The organism is Lysobacter sp. DMC97 (genome assembly GCF_056313745.1).
On the sequence record NZ_JBQUZR010000002.1, the window covers coordinates 194,891 to 210,009 of the forward strand.

The window sequence follows — 15,119 nt, forward strand, 5'->3', positions numbered from 1 at the left end:
CCGGAGGAAAACGGGTCAGTTGTAGGCGACGGTGACGTTGAAACTGCCGGTGTAGGTGCCGGGACGCTGTGCGGCCTGGATGAAGACCGTGGCGCCGACCCGGAAGTTGGCCGTCCCATTGCCATCCAGTTGTTGCGTGGGGCCGCCTTCCGCGACGAAGTCGCCGACCAGCAACGATTGCGTCCCGTTGGTCAGGCTGATGGTGGGGCCGGGCAGCGAGACCGAGAATGCGGTCGAAGGCACGCCGGAGACGGCGTAGCGTGCCGGGGTCGTGCCTGCCGGGTTGTAGGCCGGGATGCTGCCGTGCACGCTGTAGGTGCCCGCTGGATCCAGCGTGACGTAGCCGCTGGAGGAAGCCGACGGCGTGATGCTGCCGAAATCGAGGTCGTTCTGCTTGGTGATGACCAACGCGTAGTTTTCGATCTTCACGGTGGCCTGCGTCGACGCGGTCTGCGCCGAGGCCGGGATCGCCGCGAGCGCCATCGCGAGCGTGCAGAGGAAACGAAGTGCCGGATGCATGTGCGAATCTCCTGGATGATGAGGAATGCGCCGCCATTCGAGAGCCCACCGCGACCGTGGAGGTCGCGGCGGGCCCTGCTTCCGTGTCGTCGGGACGTCAGTTGTAGTTGACGGTGACGTTGAAGGTGCCCGCGTAGGTGCCGGCCGGCTGGTTGGTGCCCACGTTCAGGCGCGCGCCGACGTTGAAGCCGCCGTTGCCGGCGGCGTCCAGCAGCAACTGCGTCGCGCCGCTGCGGTTGAAGCTGCTGACGGTCATCGTCTCGGTGCCGTTGCTGAGCGTCACCGTGTTCGGCAGCGTGACCGCATAGGGGGCGCCGGGAATGCCGGTCACGCTCCAGGACGACGCGGAGATGTTCGCCGCATTCGAAATGAAGGCGTTGGACGTGCTGTACGTGCCGTTGGTGGCCACGTAGACGAAACCGGGGCTGCCGTAGGGCAGGATCGTGCCGAAATTCAGCCCGCCGGTGTTGGTCAGGGTGATCGCGCGGTTTTCCACTTCGACCGTCACGGTCGAGGTGGCGGTCTGGGCGGCAGCGTTGCCCGCGAGCAGCGAGAGCGCAAGGGCGACAACGAGTTTGCGATTCATGCGTGGAGACTCCGTGTTGTGGGTTCGTTGACTGAAGGTGGTGCGCCGTTTCTGCAGCGAGCCATGGCGAACTCGGCTCGCATCGCCCGCGACGCGTCGGGCGATCGTGCGAAGCTGGGGATCGGGATGTCGGCAGTGCTTTCGGGGTGGCGTTCGCACGCCGCGACGATCAGTCGTCGCTCACCGTGACGGCGAAAGTCCCCGCGTAGCGGCCCGCCGGCTGGTTCGCACCGACGTCGAGGATGCCTCCGACCGTGAAGGCCCCGTTTCCCGACGTATCCAGTGCGCGTTGGCCGGCACCGGATCGGAACAACGAGGAAATCGTCATCTGCGCGTTGCCGTTGTCGACGATGACGCTGGCGGGAAGCGCGACGCGACAGGGCGCGCCGGGCGTTCCGTTCACTTCCCGCGAAGCGGCGCGAACGGCGCTGGCGTCCACCAGCAGTGCATTGCTGGCGACGGGATACCCGTTCGCATGCACCGTGATGTTGCCGTTTCTTCCATACGGCAGGATGCGGCCGAAATGCAGGCCGCCCGTGTTGCGGAGCGTGATCGCGCGTGTCTCGACTTCGACCTGGACAGTGGCCGCGGCCTGCTGCTGTGCGAGCACCGCCGACGGTGGCACGACGGCGAAAAGGACGGGCATCGCGGCACGGCCGCGATGACGACGCGATGATGAAACGGAATTCTCTGCGCACGACTTGCCGCGTGCGTCGGCACGGTAGTGATCCTTCACGATGCCTTCCCCCCGAGGATGGCTTTTCAAGCCGCATCCTTCCTGGATGCACAATCGAACGTATCAAGCGCGAATTGCCGAATCAAGACCGTCCGTCTGCATCCGCCGGACAACGGCATGCCGTCCGTCGGAAAGCGTTTCGGATGCCGGAAAGGCCGAGTCTTCAAGCGGCCGACGACGTTGAAGGCGCTGTCGTGTTCGAAGAGGCAGCAATAGATGTGATGCATCGATCCCGCGAATCCGATCTGGATTCATGCGTGTCGATGATCACGGTTGACGCTGCAAGGTGCGCTCGACCGGAAGCGTTCGCCCCGAAGCGCGTGGTGAGGCTTCCCCGCCGGGGCGCAACGACGCACCGTTCGAAGGCGATGCGTCGCATGTGCAGGATCACGACATCGCGATCACTTCATCGCGACGCTGGGTGGCGAGGTTCACCAGGGCGATGGTCGCGGTGCAGAGGCCGTCGCCGCAGGTGGCAGCACTCGGGGGAGGCGCACTCACATCGGCGGCAAGACGAAGGATGCCCCGTGGCCGAAGTTCGGAAGGGCGCAGCGCACCGGCTGTCCGACCCATGTTTCGGAGAAGGGACCGCGTCGGGGGCGTGTCCGAAGAAAATTGGCGCGCCTGGAGGGATTCGAACCCCCGACCAACGGCTTCGGAAGCCGCTACTCTATCCGGCTGAGCTACAGGCGCGTGACGGCCATTGTCCCCGATTCGGGCGGCCGGCGCGAGCCTCCCCGTCCGCGACCGTTCCGAGATGAGCCGAACTGCCGATCCTGCCTCCGAGGTTCCCGTCTGGCGCGAGCGCCTGGGCCAGTACTGGAAGCTGGTCCGGGGCGATCGCCCGATCGGCTGGTTGCTGTTGCTGTGGCCCACGTGGTGGGGCCTGTGGCTGGCTGCCGACGGGGTGCCGCCGTGGTGGACGCTGGTGGTGTTCTCGCTGGGCGTGTGGCTGACCCGTTCGGCCGGCTGCGTCATCAACGATTACGCCGATCGCTGGCTCGATCCGCTGGTCGAGCGCACGAAGGACCGGCCGCTGGCCTCCGGTGCGGTGCGCGGCCGCGAGGCGCTGGCGGTGTTCGCGGTGCTGATGCTGGTGGCGTTCGGGCTGGTGCTGACGATGAACCGGCTGACCATCATGATGAGCGTGGTCGGCGTGCTGCTGGCCGCGACCTACCCGTACCTCAAGCGGCATACCTATCTGCCGCAGGTGTACCTCGGCCTGGCGTTCGGCTGGGGCATCCCGATGGCGTTCGCCGCCATCCGTGGCGAGGTGCCGGCCATCGCCTGGCTGCTGTACGTCAGCAACATCCTGTGGACCACGGCGTACGACACCTGGTATGCGATGGTCGATCGCGAGGACGACCTCCGCGCCGGTGCCAAGTCCACCGCCATCCTGTTCGGCGACCTGGATCTGGTCGCGCTGGGCGTGCTGTATACCCTGTTCTTCGCCGGGCTCTGGCTGATCGGCCGGAAGGCCGAACTGGGGCCGGCGTGGTGGGTCGGACTGGCGGCGGCGGCCGGCTGCACGGTCTGGCAGTTCGCCATTGCCCGCACCCGGGCCCGCGAGGCCTGCTTCCGCGCCTTCCTCGCGAACCACTGGGTGGGCATGGCGGTGTTCGGCGGCCTGGCCGCGGCCTGCGCCCTGCGGGGCTGAGGGCGCAGGCGCCCGGGCCCATCCGCGAGCCATTCGCGAAAACCTGCGGCATTTCCGACAATCCCGCGTCCATGACGCTGATTTGGCGGGGTTTTTGCATGAATACGTATGCAAATCCCTTTTCGCCGGGCGGGCAGGCACTACCATCGCCGCTGCGTGCCGGGGACAGGCTGGACCCTGGACATGCCGGGAACCGCGGCGCCGTCGCCCGACGACGGTGGACACGCATGGCCCCGCCAACGAATTCCAGTTGCTGTGGAGGGGATCCATGCAGCCTTTGAAGCGAAACCTGTTGAGTGTGGCGCTGGCTTCGGCCGCGCTCATGATGGCCAGCGCCGTGCAAGCGCAGACGGCCGACCAGACTCCATCCGACGCCGGCGACCTCGACACCATCAAGGTGACCGGCATCCGTCGCAGTATCGAAGCGTCGACCGACTCCAAGCGGGAGTCGACTTCGATCGTCGAAGCGATCTCGGCCGAAGACATCGGCAAGTTGCCCGACACCTCGATCGCCGACTCGCTCGCGCGCCTGCCCGGCCTGACCGCCCAGCGTTTCGGCGGCCGTCCGCAGGAAATCAACATCCGCGGCTTCGCCGGTGACTTCTCGACGACTACGCTCAACGGTCGCGAGCAGGTCAGCCTCGGCAACAACCGCGGCGTCGAGTTCGACCAGTACCCGTCCGAACTCACCAGCCAGGTACTGGTGTACAAGACCCCGGATGCGCAGCTGATCGGCCAGGGCCTGTCCGGCACCGTCGACCTGCGCACCATCCGTCCGCTGGCCTTCGGCAAGCGCGCCTTCGCGGTCAACGTCCGCGGCGACATGAACAAGGTCGGCGACGAGAAGGAATACGGCGAGCGCTACAGCTTCTCGTACATCGACCAGTTCAAGGACAACACCGTCGGCTTGGCGCTGGGCTACGCCCACCTCAACAACCCGGGCCAGAGCAAGCAGTTCGGCGACACCTGGGGCTATGACGGCAGCGGCATCTTCGGCGGCGGCAAACTGTACGACCTGGCCGACGACAACCAGCGCGACGGCTTCGTCGGCACGCTGGAATTCAAGCCGAACGACACCTACCACACCATCCTCGACGTGTTCTACTCGAAGTTCGACCGCGAGCAGGACAAGCGCGGCATGGAGTTCGGTGGCGCCTTCGGTGCGACCGTCGTCGCCGGCAGCACGCCGGACCATGCGTCGTTCACCGGCGTCAACCCGGTCCTCCGCAACGACTTCAACGCCACTTATGACAACCTGTTCTCGATCGGCTGGCGCAACGAGCTGCAGCTGAACGACCATTGGCGGGCCAGCGTCGATGTCAGCGGTTCGAAGGCCGAGCGCAAGGAGCGGATCCTCGAGACCTACGCCGGCATCAACCCGACGCTGCCGCGCGACACGCTGACGATCACGCGCAACAGCGACGGCTACTTCGTCCACGATTTCGGCTACGACTACGGCGATCCCAACGTCCTCCGCCTCGGCGACGCCGGCGGCTGGGGCCAGGATGGCTACATCAAGGACTTCAAGGTCAAGGATTCGCTGTCCTCGTTCCGCCTCGACTTCGAGCGCAGCTTCGACGAAGGCTGGTTCAGCAGCTTCAAGTTCGGCGCCAACCTGACCGACCGCACCAAGAGCCGCGCGTCGAAGGAAGCCTTCCTCGACCTCACCGCCTGCCTCGGCGGCGTGTCGCCGGCCTGCCCGGACGGCTTCTCGGCGGCCATCCCGACGAACCTGCACAGCAGCTCGGCCTTCAACGCCTACGGCGTGGGCTCGATCTACGGCTACGACGCCCTGCGCGCCTACCAGCAGCTCTACACCCGCCGTTCCAACGTCCATCCGGACATCAGCAACAAGAACTGGGAAGTCAACGAGCAGGTCACCACGCTCTACTTCCAGGCCAACATCGACACCGACCTCGGTTCGGTGCCGCTGAAGGGCAACGTCGGTATCCAGGCGGTCAGCGTCGACCAGCGTTCGTCCGGCCAGGAAACCTACCCGGGCAACGGCGTGGGCCGGACCGTCGATGACGGCGCCAGCTATGTCGACTGGCTGCCGAACCTGAACCTGTCGTTCGGCCTGCCGGCCGACCAGTTCATCCGCTTCAGCGCTGCGCGGCAGATGGCCCGCCCGCGCATGGACGACATGCGCGCGAACGGCAACATCGGCGTCGATCGCAACCGCGCCACCAACCCGATCACCGGTGGCCCGAACACGGTCGATCCGATCACCGGCAATCCCACCCCGTGGTGGACCCGCGACGGCGGCGATCCGCAGCTGAAGCCCTGGCTGGCCAACGCCTACGACCTCTCGTACGAGAAGTACTTCGGCGGCAACAAGGGCTACGTCAGCGCGGCCTACTTCTTCAAGGATCTGAAGACCTACATCTACAACCAGGCCACGCTGTTCAACATCAACGACACCTCGTTGACGCCGGCCGACTATCCGGTGAACCCGCCGCCGAACCCGGTGGGCGTGTACACCCGTCCGGCCAACGGCGAGGGCGGCACGGTGAAGGGCTTCGAACTCGCGGTGTCGCTGCCGCTTGACCTGCTGTGGGAGCCGCTCAACGGCTTCGGCATCCAGGCCAACTACTCCGACACGAAGAGCACGGTGCACCCGAACGGTCCGAGCACCTCGGAGCCGCTGCCGGGCCTGTCGAAGTACGTGTCGAACATCACCGCGTACTACGAGCGCTTCGGCTTCTCGGCGCGTGTCAGCCAGCGCCACCGCTCGGCGTTCCTGGGTGAAGTCCAGGGCTTCGGCGGCGACCGCACCAAGCGCACGTTCGAAGGCGAGACCGTCACCGACCTGCAGCTGGGCTATACCTTCCAGTCCGGTGCGCTCGAGAATCTCGGCATCCTGCTCCAGGTCAACAACCTCGAGAACGAGCCCTTCCGCTCGTCCTTCGGCGGCAATGCCCTGCAGCCGCGCGAGTACTTCGAGTACGGCCGCACCTACCTGTTCGGCGTGAACTACCGCTTCTAAGCGCAACACTCTCGACAGGCGAGCTTGGCCCTTGTCCGGTTCCCCGCCGGGCAAGGGCCTTTTCTTTGGGCGAGATGGCATGGGACTGCGGTTCGATTCAGTCCTCTGAATCAAATGTCAGATCACGATCGCACTCATCGATCGTTTCAGTGACTTCCTGCACCGAGAGCGATATTCACCCTGCGCCTTGTCGCTGGCGAATCTGCCCAGGCGATTGACGCGACCGGGAAACGCACAACAGACTCGAAGCGCATTGCAGGAACGAAGCCGGCCGATTCCACAGGGGGAATGCCGATGGCCAGGGACGGTGCCGTTGTCGCGGCGATTCTTGCGCCGCTGATACTCGTTGGACTCTGCATCCCCGCCGCCTCGGCCCATAGCGGCCGCCTCGACGCGGACGGCTGCCATCACGATCTCAAGCACGGCGGCTATCACTGCCATCGCGGTGGCGGACCTGCGCCGTCGCTCGCGTCACCGCTGCGATTCGATCTTTCGTCCGATGACGACGCGGATGCCGCACCGCGGACGAGATCGTCCCGACCCTTCGCCAACTGCACCGAGGCCCGTGCCGCCGGCGCTGCGCCCGTGCGCCGCGGCGATCCCGGCTATGGCCCGCATCTGGATCGGGACGGGGATGGCGTGGGGTGTGAGCCGAGAAGAAGGTGATGCCTGACCAACGTGATGCCGAAGCGCGACCTCTAAACACCTTCAGGCGAGGTGCATCGGGGGAAAGATGCGGGGGTGAGCCTGTCCGTGAGAGAGACAGGAAATCCGCCCACGAGGAGCATGACGATGGCGAAGTGGCCGCACCAGAATGATGTCGATGCGTTTTACGGAAACCCGCGAGGTCGGGACGGACAGGAGAGTGCGGCCTGGGTCTCGGACAATATCGTGCGGCTTTCCCCGCCGTGGAAACTGGTGACCGCCTGGGACTTCCAGCCGGTGAAAGCCATCAGGATCCACCGCTTGTGCTCGGAAAGCCTGACGCGCGTGTTCGACGCGATCTGGGACGCTGCGGGCCGGAAACAGGACCGGATCAACGAATGGGGCATGCATCTGTACGCCGGCGGCTTCAACTACCGGCTGATGCGCGGCAGTACCCGACTCTCGATGCACAGTTGGGGGTGCGCTGTCGATTTCGATTCGGCGCGCAACGCGTTCGGTGACAGGACGCCGAATTTCGCGACGATTCCACAGGTGCTGGATGCTTTCGCCGCGGAGGAATGGACCTGGGGCGGTCGATGGGGCAAGCCGGATGGCATGCATTGGCAGGCCGCCCGGCTGTGATGCCTCCGGCGATTCGGCTCAGGCCTCTGCCCGCGCCGCCTCTCTCGCCAACCCCCCGATCCTCCCCCAATCCCTCGCCCTCAGCGCATCCACCGGCACCATCCACGACCCACCCACCGTGATGACGTTCGGCAGCGCGAGGTAACCCGGCGCCTTGGCGGCGTCGATCCCGCCGGTCGGGCAGAACTTCACGTGCGCGAAGGGGCCGGCGAAGCCTTTCAGGGCAGCGATGCCGCCGCTGGATTCGGCGGGGAAGAACTTGAAGCGGGTCCAGCCGTGTTCGAGGCCGCGCATGAGTTCGCTGGCGGTGGCGATGCCGGGCAGCAGCGGGATCGCGGCGGTCTTCGCGGCGGTGTAGAGCGTGTCGGTGCCGCCGGGCGAGATGGCGAAGGCGGCGCCGGCGTCCTGCACGGCGGCGAGGTCGGCGGGGGTGAGCACGGTGCCGGCGCCGACGATCGCGCCGGGCACGGTGCGCATGCGGCGGATCACTTCGAGCGCGGCCGCGGTGCGCAGGGTGATCTCCAGCACCGGCAGGCCGGCGGCGACCAGCGTCTCGGCCAGCGGGATGGCGTCGTCGGCGTCGGCGACGGCCAGCACCGGCACCACCGGGGCCTGGCGCAGGATCGCGTCGATGCGGTCCATCGTCTCGGGATTCATCGGGCAGCCTCGCGGTGCGCGTCGGCGCGCAGCGCCATGGCGGCGCCGAGCAGGCCCGGGCCGGTGTGGGTGATGACGCGGATGTTCACGGATTCGAGATACGCGGCGAAGCGGCCCTTGGACAGAAAGCGTTCGCGGAACGCGCTGCTGCGCAGGAACGGTACGAAGCGCGGGACGATGCCGCCGGCCAGCATCACGGTGCGCGCGCCGTGGATCAGCGCGGCGTCGCCGGCGACGCTGCCCAGCACGGCGCAGAAGCGCGCCAGCGTGCGGCGCGCGGCCAGGTCGTGGCCTTCCAGTGCGGCGGCGACGATGTCCGCCGGCTCGCGCAGCGCCTGGTGCTGGCCGGTGCCGTGGTCGACCGCGCCGCGCAGCACCGCGTCGATGTGCGACAGGCCGCTGCCGCAGAGCAGGCGTTCGTTCGACACGCGACCGAAGCGCGCGGTGAACCAGCGCGCGATGTTGAGTTCTTCCTCGCCCAGCGGCGCGAAGCTGACGTGGCCGCCTTCGGTCTCGACCACCTGCCAGCGGTCGTCGCCGCCGACCAGCATCGCCACGCCGAGGCCCGTGCCGGGGCCGATCACGGTGATCGGGCCCTGCAGCGGCGCGTCGCCGTCGCCGTGCAGCGCGATCTGTTCCTCCGCGTGCAGCGCCGGCACCGACCACGCGACCGCGCCGAAATCGTTCAGCACGTGCAGGTGATCGAGGTGCAGCGACTGCTGCAGTTCGCCGCGGGTGAAGGACCAGGCGCGGTTGGTGAGCCGGATCTCCTCGCCGTTCACGGGGCTGGCGACCGCGATCGCCGCTTGCCGCGGCTTCGCGCCGATGCCGTCGAGATAGTGCTCGGCCGCGTGCTGCAGGCTGGCGAAACGCGCGGCCTCCAGGCTGCGCGGTTCCAGCACCCGCGTGGTGGCCGCCGACAGATCGGTGAGGGCGAAGCGTGCGTTGGTGCCGCCGATGTCGGCGATCAACGCGAGCGAGGAAGCGGCGGAAACATTCATGCGATCGCGGTCTCCCGGCTCAGCCGGTGGTGGTCGGGGTCGTGACGAACAGGCTGCACGCGCCTTCCTCGGCCGGGCCGACGTTGGCGCGCATCAGGCCGAACAGCTCGCGGCCGACGCCGTGCCCGTTGCCGGACAGGTCCGGCAGCGTCGCGGTGCGCGCGGCCCAGTCGGCCTCGGCCACGTCGACGTGCAGCACGCCGGCTTCGGCGTCGATGCGGATCGGGTCGCCGTCGCGCAGCTTCGCGATGGCGCCGTTGCAGGCGGCCTCGGGGGTGACGTGGATCGCCGCCAGCACCTTGCCCGAGGCGCCGGACATGCGGCCGTCGGTCAGCAGCGCGACGCGCTGGCCGCGATCCTGCAGCACCGACAGCGTCGGCGTGAGCTTGTGCAGCTCGGGCATGCCGTTGGCGCGCGGGCCCTGGCCGCGGACCACCGCGACGAAATCGCCGGTGAGTTCGCCGGCCTTGAACGCGGCCAGCAGCGCATCCTGCGATTCGAAGAGCTTCGCCGGCGCGGTGATGGCGCGATGGTCGGGCGCGACCGCGGAGATCTTCACCACCGCGCGGCCGAGGTTGCCCTTCACGCAGCGCAGGCCGCCCTCGCGGTCGAACGGCGCCGACACCGTGCGCACGATGTCCGTGTCGCGCGACACGGCGGGCGCGGGCTGCCAGACCAAGCGCGTGCCTTCCAGCGCCGGCACCTGCGCCTGCGCGCGCAGGTCGCCGCCGTGCACGCAGCGGATGTCGGCGTGCATCAGTCCGGCGTCGAGCAGTTCGCGGATCACGAAGCCCAGGCCGCCCGCGGCGTGGAAATGGTTCACGTCGGCGCTGCCGTTGGGATACACGCGCGCCAGCAGCGGCGTGGCCTGCGACAGTTCGTCGAGGTCGTCCCAGTCGATGATGATCCCGGCGGTGCGGGCGATGGCGACGAGGTGCAGCGCGTGGTTGGTCGAGCCGCCGGTCGCGGCCAGGCCGACCATGGCGTTGACGATCGCCTTCTCGTCGACGGTGCGGCCGATCGGGCGGTAGTCGTCGCCGAGCGCGGTGATGCCCAGCGCCTGCTCGGTCGCGGCCACGGTCAGCGCATCGCGCAGCGGCGTGTGCGGATTGACGAAGGCGCTGCCCGGCATGTGCAGGCCCATCACTTCCATCAGCATCTGGTTGGAGTTCGCGGTGCCGTAGAACGTGCAGGTACCGGCGCCGTGGTACGACGCGGACTCGGCTTCCAGCAGTTCCTCGCGCGTGGCCTTGCCTTCGGCGTAGCGCTGGCGGACGGCCGCCTTTTCCTTGTTCGGCAGGCCCGAGGGCATCGGCCCGGCGGGCACGAAGATCGCGGGCAGGTGGCCGAAGCTCAGCGCGCCGATCAGCAGGCCGGGCACGATCTTGTCGCACACGCCCAGCAGCAGCGCGGCGTCGAACATCTCGTGCGAGAGCGCGACCGCGGTCGACAGCGCCACGGTGTCGCGCGAGAACAGCGACAGCTCCATGCCGGTGCGGCCCTGGGTGACGCCGTCGCACATCGCCGGCACGCCGCCGGCGACCTGCGCGCTGCCGCCGGCGTTGCGCGCGGCCATGCGGATCAGCGTCGGGTACTGCTCCATCGGCTGGTGCGCCGACAGCATGTCGTTGTAGGCGGTGACGATGCCGAGGTTGCCGCCGGCGCCGCCTTTCAGCATGGGCTTGTCGGTGCCGGAGGCCGCGAAGGCGTGGGCGAGGTTGCCGCAGCCCAGGTCGCGGCGCGCGGGTCCGTGCGGACGCGCGGCGTCGATGCGGGCGAGGTAGGCCGTGCGCGTCGGCAGGCTCTTCTCGGCGATGCGTGCGGTCACGCGTTCGACGACGGGATGCAGGGACATCATGGACTCCAGTGGATGTGCACCATGGTCTCCGGCGCGTGCAGCACGGCGGAGATCGGGCGCAGCGCCGGATCGCACGCGGCCTGGGCCGCGCGCAGCACCTCGCGCTTGCGCGCGCCGGTGACCAGCAGGTGCAGCGACCGCGCGCGCAGCAGGCGCGCGAGGCCGAGCGTGATGCGCGGGAACGGCGCTTCCGGCGGCAGCGGATCGGGCACGAGGGCGAAGGCGTCCTCGGCGGCGTCCGGTGCCATCGCCTCGGCCAGCGCCGCGGCGCCGGGGAACAGCGACGCGGTGTGCGCGTCCTCGCCCATGCCGAGCACGACGGCGTCGAAAGCGATGGCGTGCAGCGGCGCGAGCGCAGCGCGGGCGTGCGCGAGCGACGCCGCGGGATCGCCGTCGACCGTCGTCAGCGATTCGACGACAAGGCCGTTGGCGTCGGCGAACGCCTGGCGCAGTGCAGTGACATTGCTCGCCGGATGATCGTGCGCCACGCAGCGGTCGTCGCCGGGCAGCGCGATCACCCGCGACCAGTCCAGCGGCGTCGCGGCCAGCGCGCGGTAGATCGGGAACGGCGTGCGGCCGCCGGCCAGCGCCAGCGTCGCGCGGCCGTGCGCCTGCAGCGCCTCGGCGCAGGCGTCGCGCAACTGCGCGGCGACCGCGGCGGCCAGCGCGTCGACGTCGGGATGATGGTGTTCGACCCAGGCCATGGCGCGTCGCTCACTCCCGCCAGCTGTGGCCGTGGCGCTCGGTCATCGCGAGCGCGGCGTTCGGGCCCCAGGTGCCGGCGGCATACGGTTTCGGCGTGGTGCCGGCGTATTTCCAGCCGTCGAGGATCGCGTCCACCCACTGCCAGGCGGCTTCGGTCTCGTCGCGGCGCACGAACAGCGTGCCGTTGCCTTCGATCGCGTCCAGGTACAGGCGCTCGTAGGCGAGGCGGCGGCGTTCGTTGGCGAACTGCTCGTCGAGGTCGAGGTCCAGCGACACCTGCGACAGGCGCAGGCCACTGCGGTCCAGGCCCGGCGTCTTGTGCATCAGCTGCAGTTCGATGCGCTCTTCCGGCTGCAGCTTGATCAGCAGCGCGTTCGGGTGCGTCGCGGCACCGGCGCGGGCGAAGATCGAATGCGGCACCGCGCGGAATTGCAGGTAGATCTCGGTGCAGCGGCGCGCCATGCGCTTGCCGGTGCGCAGGTAGAACGGCACGCCCGACCAGCGCCAGTTGTCGATGTGCGCACGCAGGGCGACGAAGGTCTCGGTGTCGCTGGCACGGCCGAGTTCCTCGACGTAGCCCGGCACCGCCTTGCTCGCGATCGCACCGGCGCCGTACTGGCCGGCCACGGTCTCGCTGCCGACTTCGGCGCGGCCGATCCGGCGCAGTGCGTGCAGCACCTTGATCTTCTCGTTGCGCACCGCGGTGGGCTCGAACTGCGACGGCGGCTCCATCGCCACCAGGCACAGCAGCTGCAGCATGTGGTTCTGGAGCATGTCGCGCATCGCGCCGGAACCGTCGTAGTAGTCGCCGCGGCCTTCCACGCCCACGGTCTCGGCGACCGTGATCTGCACGTGTTCGATGTGGCGCGCGTTCCACAGCGGCTCGAACAGCGCGTTGCCGAAGCGCAGCGCCAGCAGGTTCTGCACGCCTTCCTTGCCGAGGTAGTGGTCGACGCGATAGACCTGCGATTCGTCGAACACGCGGGTGACGCCGTCGTTGATCGCGACCGCTTCGGCGAGGTCGTGGCCGATCGGCTTTTCCAGCATCACCCGGGTGCCGGGGCCGGACAGGCCGTGCCGGCCCAGCGCCTCGCAGGCCTGCACGTAGAACTTCGGCGAGGTGCTGATGTGGTAGAGCACGTCGCCGTCGCGCAGCGCCTGCACGCGTTCGGCCAGCGCGGCCATCGAGGCGTCGTCGTCCAGCGATGCGGGCTGGTAGTGCACGCGGGCCAGCAGCTTCTGCAGCGTGGCGTCGTCGCGCTGCGATGCGGGCACGAAGGTCTCGATCGACTTCGTCACCACGGCGCGGAACGCGTCGTCTTCGAGCGTGCTGCGCGCGGTGCCGAGCAGGCGCATGTTCGCCGGCAGCAGACCGCTGCATTCCAGGCCGTAGAGCGAAGGCAGCAGCATGCGCTGGGCGAGGTCGCCGGTGGCACCGAAGATGGTCAGCAGCGAGGCGGGAGAAGTGGTCACGGTCTTGGTCGTCGGGAAAACTTCAGAGCGTACGCGTTGGTGTCGGAGAGCCTGGATTGTAAACGTTTGCACGGTCGCGGCCGTACAGCGGTCATGTAACGGCCGGGTAACACATCAGCCCGGCCACAGGAACGTGTGCAGGCTCTTCGCTGCGAGGGTGTATTCGAAGCGTTTTCCTGCCGAGGTCACCACGATGGTGCGCGGCAGCCCGGCGCTGTTGACCACGATCAGCGCGATCCCGCCGCTGGCCGGATCGACGAACGCGACGTTGTCGACGTCGCGCTCGCCTTCGCTGGAATCGACGCGATACGCCCCCGCATGGACGAAGCGGCTGGCGTGCGCCAGCACGTAGTACTCGTCGTTGCGGGTGACCGCGCCGCTGCGGCGATCGATGGTGACCACGCCACGGCAGTTGCCGCAGCCGCCGCTGTGCGGGCCCGACGTTTCGTCCAGCGCGAGGTTCCACAGCGCCACGCCGCTGGCCCAGTGCCGGGTGCCGCCGACGACCAGGTCGCGCGCCAGCAGCGTCATGCCACCGCTGCGCACCGGTTCCCAGTCGCCGCCGGAGCATTCGGTGAGATAGGCCGGCCGGTCCGGGAAGGCGTCGTGCACCTGCGATTGCGCCGAGACGTGGCCGTCGTAGCAGTGCCAGGCCACGCCGGCGACGTAGGGCGCGGCCGCGGGATCGGCCAGCACCGCCAGCGGTTCGCCGGGTTTGTCCCAGTTGTGGTCCCAGTCGAGCAGGCGGGTGTCGTGGCCGGCCGCGCGCAGCATCGGCCCCAGCCGGGCGATCAGCACGGCGCGCTGCGCCGCCGACAGGCGCATGCCGGGGTAGTTCGCCGGCTCGAACGCCGGTTCGTTCTGCAGGCTCAGCGCGAACAGCGGCACGCCGTGCTCCGCCGCCGTGTCGACGTAGGTCGCCAGGTAGCGCACGAACGCGTCGACGGCATCGTCGCGCAGAGTGCCCTGGATCAGGCTGTCGGTGGTCTTCATCCAGCCCGGCGCGCTCCAGGGCGAGGCCATCGTCCGCAGCGCGGGGTTGATCGCGCGCGCGTCGCGCGCGACCGCCAGCACGTCGCGCTGCTGCCGCGGCAGCCGGAAGCGCGACAGCGTCGGGTCGCGCTGGCCCGCGGGCATGTCGTCGAGGCTGTAGGGGTACAGCGAGAAGTCCGAGGCGCCGATCGTCAGCCGCACGAAGCCCAGGCCGATGCCCGGCGCCGGCCCGAACAGTTCGCGCAGCAGGGCGTCGCGGGCGTCGGGCGTCATGCGCCGCTGCAGCAGCCAGGCGCTGCTGTCGGTGATCGCGGCGCCGAAGCCGTCGATGCGCTGCCGCCGCGCGGCCGGGTCGATGTCGATCCGGATCACCGGCGCTAGCGCATCCACGGGCGCGTCCGCGGGCAGGGACGCGAGCGCCAGCCGGCGGTCGGCGGTGGTGGCCCACACCTGCGGCGCGACCCGCGCGGACGGGGGCATTTCCGCGGCGGCGAGCGGTTGCACGCAGGCCAGCAACGCGATCAGGACGATGGAACAACGCCAGGTCATCGACTCGTCTCCAGGCGCGGATCGGCCGCGCGTCGTGGTATTGCGGTGCAACAAAATCGGTGCCCCGAAAGCGCCCGGCGACCCCGAAATGGACGAGGAACGGGGCGCATCA

13 protein-coding genes and 1 tRNA gene are annotated in these 15,119 nt (G+C 68.8%); 4 read left to right on the top strand and 10 right to left on the bottom strand.

All coding sequences use genetic code 11. The features are described from left to right. Window positions 1–15: 15 nt before the first annotated feature. The 4 genes from ACT53Q_RS03850 to ACT53Q_RS03865 all read right to left on the bottom strand — a co-directional run bounded on the left by ACT53Q_RS03850 (window position 16) and on the right by ACT53Q_RS03865 (window position 2,534). Complete coding sequence (locus ACT53Q_RS03850) at window positions 16–519, bottom strand: DUF4402 domain-containing protein (RefSeq protein WP_476185339.1); 504 nt, start codon at window positions 517–519, stop codon at window positions 16–18. 97 nt (window positions 520–616) lie between these two features. After that, a complete protein-coding gene (locus ACT53Q_RS03855) occupies window positions 617–1,105 on the bottom strand; it encodes a DUF4402 domain-containing protein (protein WP_476185340.1) in 489 nt (162 codons plus the stop codon). A gap of 169 nt (window positions 1,106–1,274) precedes the next feature. Further along, the gene (locus tag ACT53Q_RS03860; protein WP_476185341.1) at window positions 1,275–1,871 is read right to left on the bottom strand and encodes a DUF4402 domain-containing protein; all 597 of its coding nucleotides are present in this window, start codon (window positions 1,869–1,871) and stop codon (window positions 1,275–1,277) included. 586 nt (window positions 1,872–2,457) lie between these two features. Next, a tRNA-Arg gene (locus ACT53Q_RS03865) sits at window positions 2,458–2,534 on the bottom strand. Between the two features lie 64 nt (window positions 2,535–2,598). Between ACT53Q_RS03865 and ubiA the strand changes: the two genes are divergently transcribed. The 4 genes from ubiA (at window position 2,599) to ACT53Q_RS03885 (ending at window position 7,771) form a co-directional block, all read left to right on the top strand. After that, window positions 2,599–3,498 carry a 4-hydroxybenzoate octaprenyltransferase gene (gene ubiA, locus ACT53Q_RS03870; RefSeq protein WP_476185342.1) on the top strand — a complete coding sequence of 300 codons (900 nt, stop codon included), beginning with the start codon at window positions 2,599–2,601 and terminating at the stop codon, window positions 3,496–3,498. Between the two features lie 337 nt (window positions 3,499–3,835). Further along, a complete protein-coding gene (locus ACT53Q_RS03875) occupies window positions 3,836–6,484 on the top strand; it encodes a TonB-dependent receptor (protein ID WP_476185343.1) in 2,649 nt (882 codons plus the stop codon). 294 nt (window positions 6,485–6,778) lie between these two features. Then, the gene (locus ACT53Q_RS03880; protein ID WP_476185344.1) at window positions 6,779–7,150 is read left to right on the top strand and encodes an excalibur calcium-binding domain-containing protein; all 372 of its coding nucleotides are present in this window, start codon (window positions 6,779–6,781) and stop codon (window positions 7,148–7,150) included. Between the two features lie 126 nt (window positions 7,151–7,276). Next, window positions 7,277–7,771 (top strand): M15 family metallopeptidase, encoded by a 495-nt coding sequence (locus tag ACT53Q_RS03885; protein WP_476185345.1) that lies wholly within the window; start codon window positions 7,277–7,279, stop codon window positions 7,769–7,771. Window positions 7,772–7,789: 18 nt separating this feature from the next. Here the strand turns inward: ACT53Q_RS03885 and ACT53Q_RS03890 are convergent, their stop codons facing one another. From ACT53Q_RS03890 to ACT53Q_RS03915, 6 genes are all read right to left on the bottom strand, one after another. After that, complete coding sequence (locus tag ACT53Q_RS03890) at window positions 7,790–8,428, bottom strand: bifunctional 4-hydroxy-2-oxoglutarate aldolase/2-dehydro-3-deoxy-phosphogluconate aldolase (protein WP_476185346.1); 639 nt, start codon at window positions 8,426–8,428, stop codon at window positions 7,790–7,792. Continuing rightward, window positions 8,425–9,429: a glucokinase gene (gene glk, locus ACT53Q_RS03895; protein ID WP_476185347.1), complete on the bottom strand. Its 1,005-nt coding sequence runs from the start codon at window positions 9,427–9,429 to the stop codon at window positions 8,425–8,427. Before glk ends, ACT53Q_RS03890 begins: the two co-directional genes overlap by 4 nt. Window positions 9,430–9,448: 19 nt before the next feature. After that, window positions 9,449–11,284 (bottom strand): phosphogluconate dehydratase, encoded by a 1,836-nt coding sequence (edd, locus tag ACT53Q_RS03900; RefSeq protein WP_476185348.1) that lies wholly within the window; start codon window positions 11,282–11,284, stop codon window positions 9,449–9,451. Then, a complete protein-coding gene (gene pgl, locus ACT53Q_RS03905) occupies window positions 11,284–11,991 on the bottom strand; it encodes a 6-phosphogluconolactonase (RefSeq protein ID WP_476185349.1) in 708 nt (235 codons plus the stop codon). The genes edd and pgl overlap by 1 nt, the downstream gene beginning before the upstream one ends. Before the next feature lie 10 nt (window positions 11,992–12,001). Then, on the bottom strand, window positions 12,002–13,465 hold the full coding sequence (gene zwf / locus ACT53Q_RS03910) for a glucose-6-phosphate dehydrogenase (RefSeq protein WP_476185350.1): 1,464 nt from the start codon (window positions 13,463–13,465) through the stop codon (window positions 12,002–12,004). Window positions 13,466–13,579: 114 nt separating this feature from the next. Continuing rightward, entirely contained in the window at window positions 13,580–15,007 is a 1,428-nt protein-coding gene (locus ACT53Q_RS03915) for a glycoside hydrolase family 30 protein (protein WP_476185351.1), read from the bottom strand. Between the last annotated feature and the right edge of the window lie 112 nt (window positions 15,008–15,119).

Coding starts and splice junctions, on each gene's coding strand:
- ACT53Q_RS03850 (WP_476185339.1), bottom strand. CDS start 519: ATGCATCCGGCACTTCGTTTCCTCTGCACGCTCGCGATGGCGCTCGCG.
- ACT53Q_RS03855 (WP_476185340.1), bottom strand. CDS start 1,105: ATGAATCGCAAACTCGTTGTCGCCCTTGCGCTCTCGCTGCTCGCGGGC.
- ubiA (WP_476185342.1), top strand. CDS start 2,599: ATGAGCCGAACTGCCGATCCTGCCTCCGAGGTTCCCGTCTGGCGCGAG.
- ACT53Q_RS03880 (WP_476185344.1), top strand. CDS start 6,779: ATGGCCAGGGACGGTGCCGTTGTCGCGGCGATTCTTGCGCCGCTGATA.
- ACT53Q_RS03885 (WP_476185345.1), top strand. CDS start 7,277: ATGGCGAAGTGGCCGCACCAGAATGATGTCGATGCGTTTTACGGAAAC.
- ACT53Q_RS03890 (WP_476185346.1), bottom strand. CDS start 8,428: ATGAATCCCGAGACGATGGACCGCATCGACGCGATCCTGCGCCAGGCC.
- glk (WP_476185347.1), bottom strand. CDS start 9,429: ATGAATGTTTCCGCCGCTTCCTCGCTCGCGTTGATCGCCGACATCGGC.
- edd (WP_476185348.1), bottom strand. CDS start 11,284: ATGTCCCTGCATCCCGTCGTCGAACGCGTGACCGCACGCATCGCCGAG.
- pgl (WP_476185349.1), bottom strand. CDS start 11,991: ATGGCCTGGGTCGAACACCATCATCCCGACGTCGACGCGCTGGCCGCC.
- ACT53Q_RS03915 (WP_476185351.1), bottom strand. CDS start 15,007: ATGACCTGGCGTTGTTCCATCGTCCTGATCGCGTTGCTGGCCTGCGTG.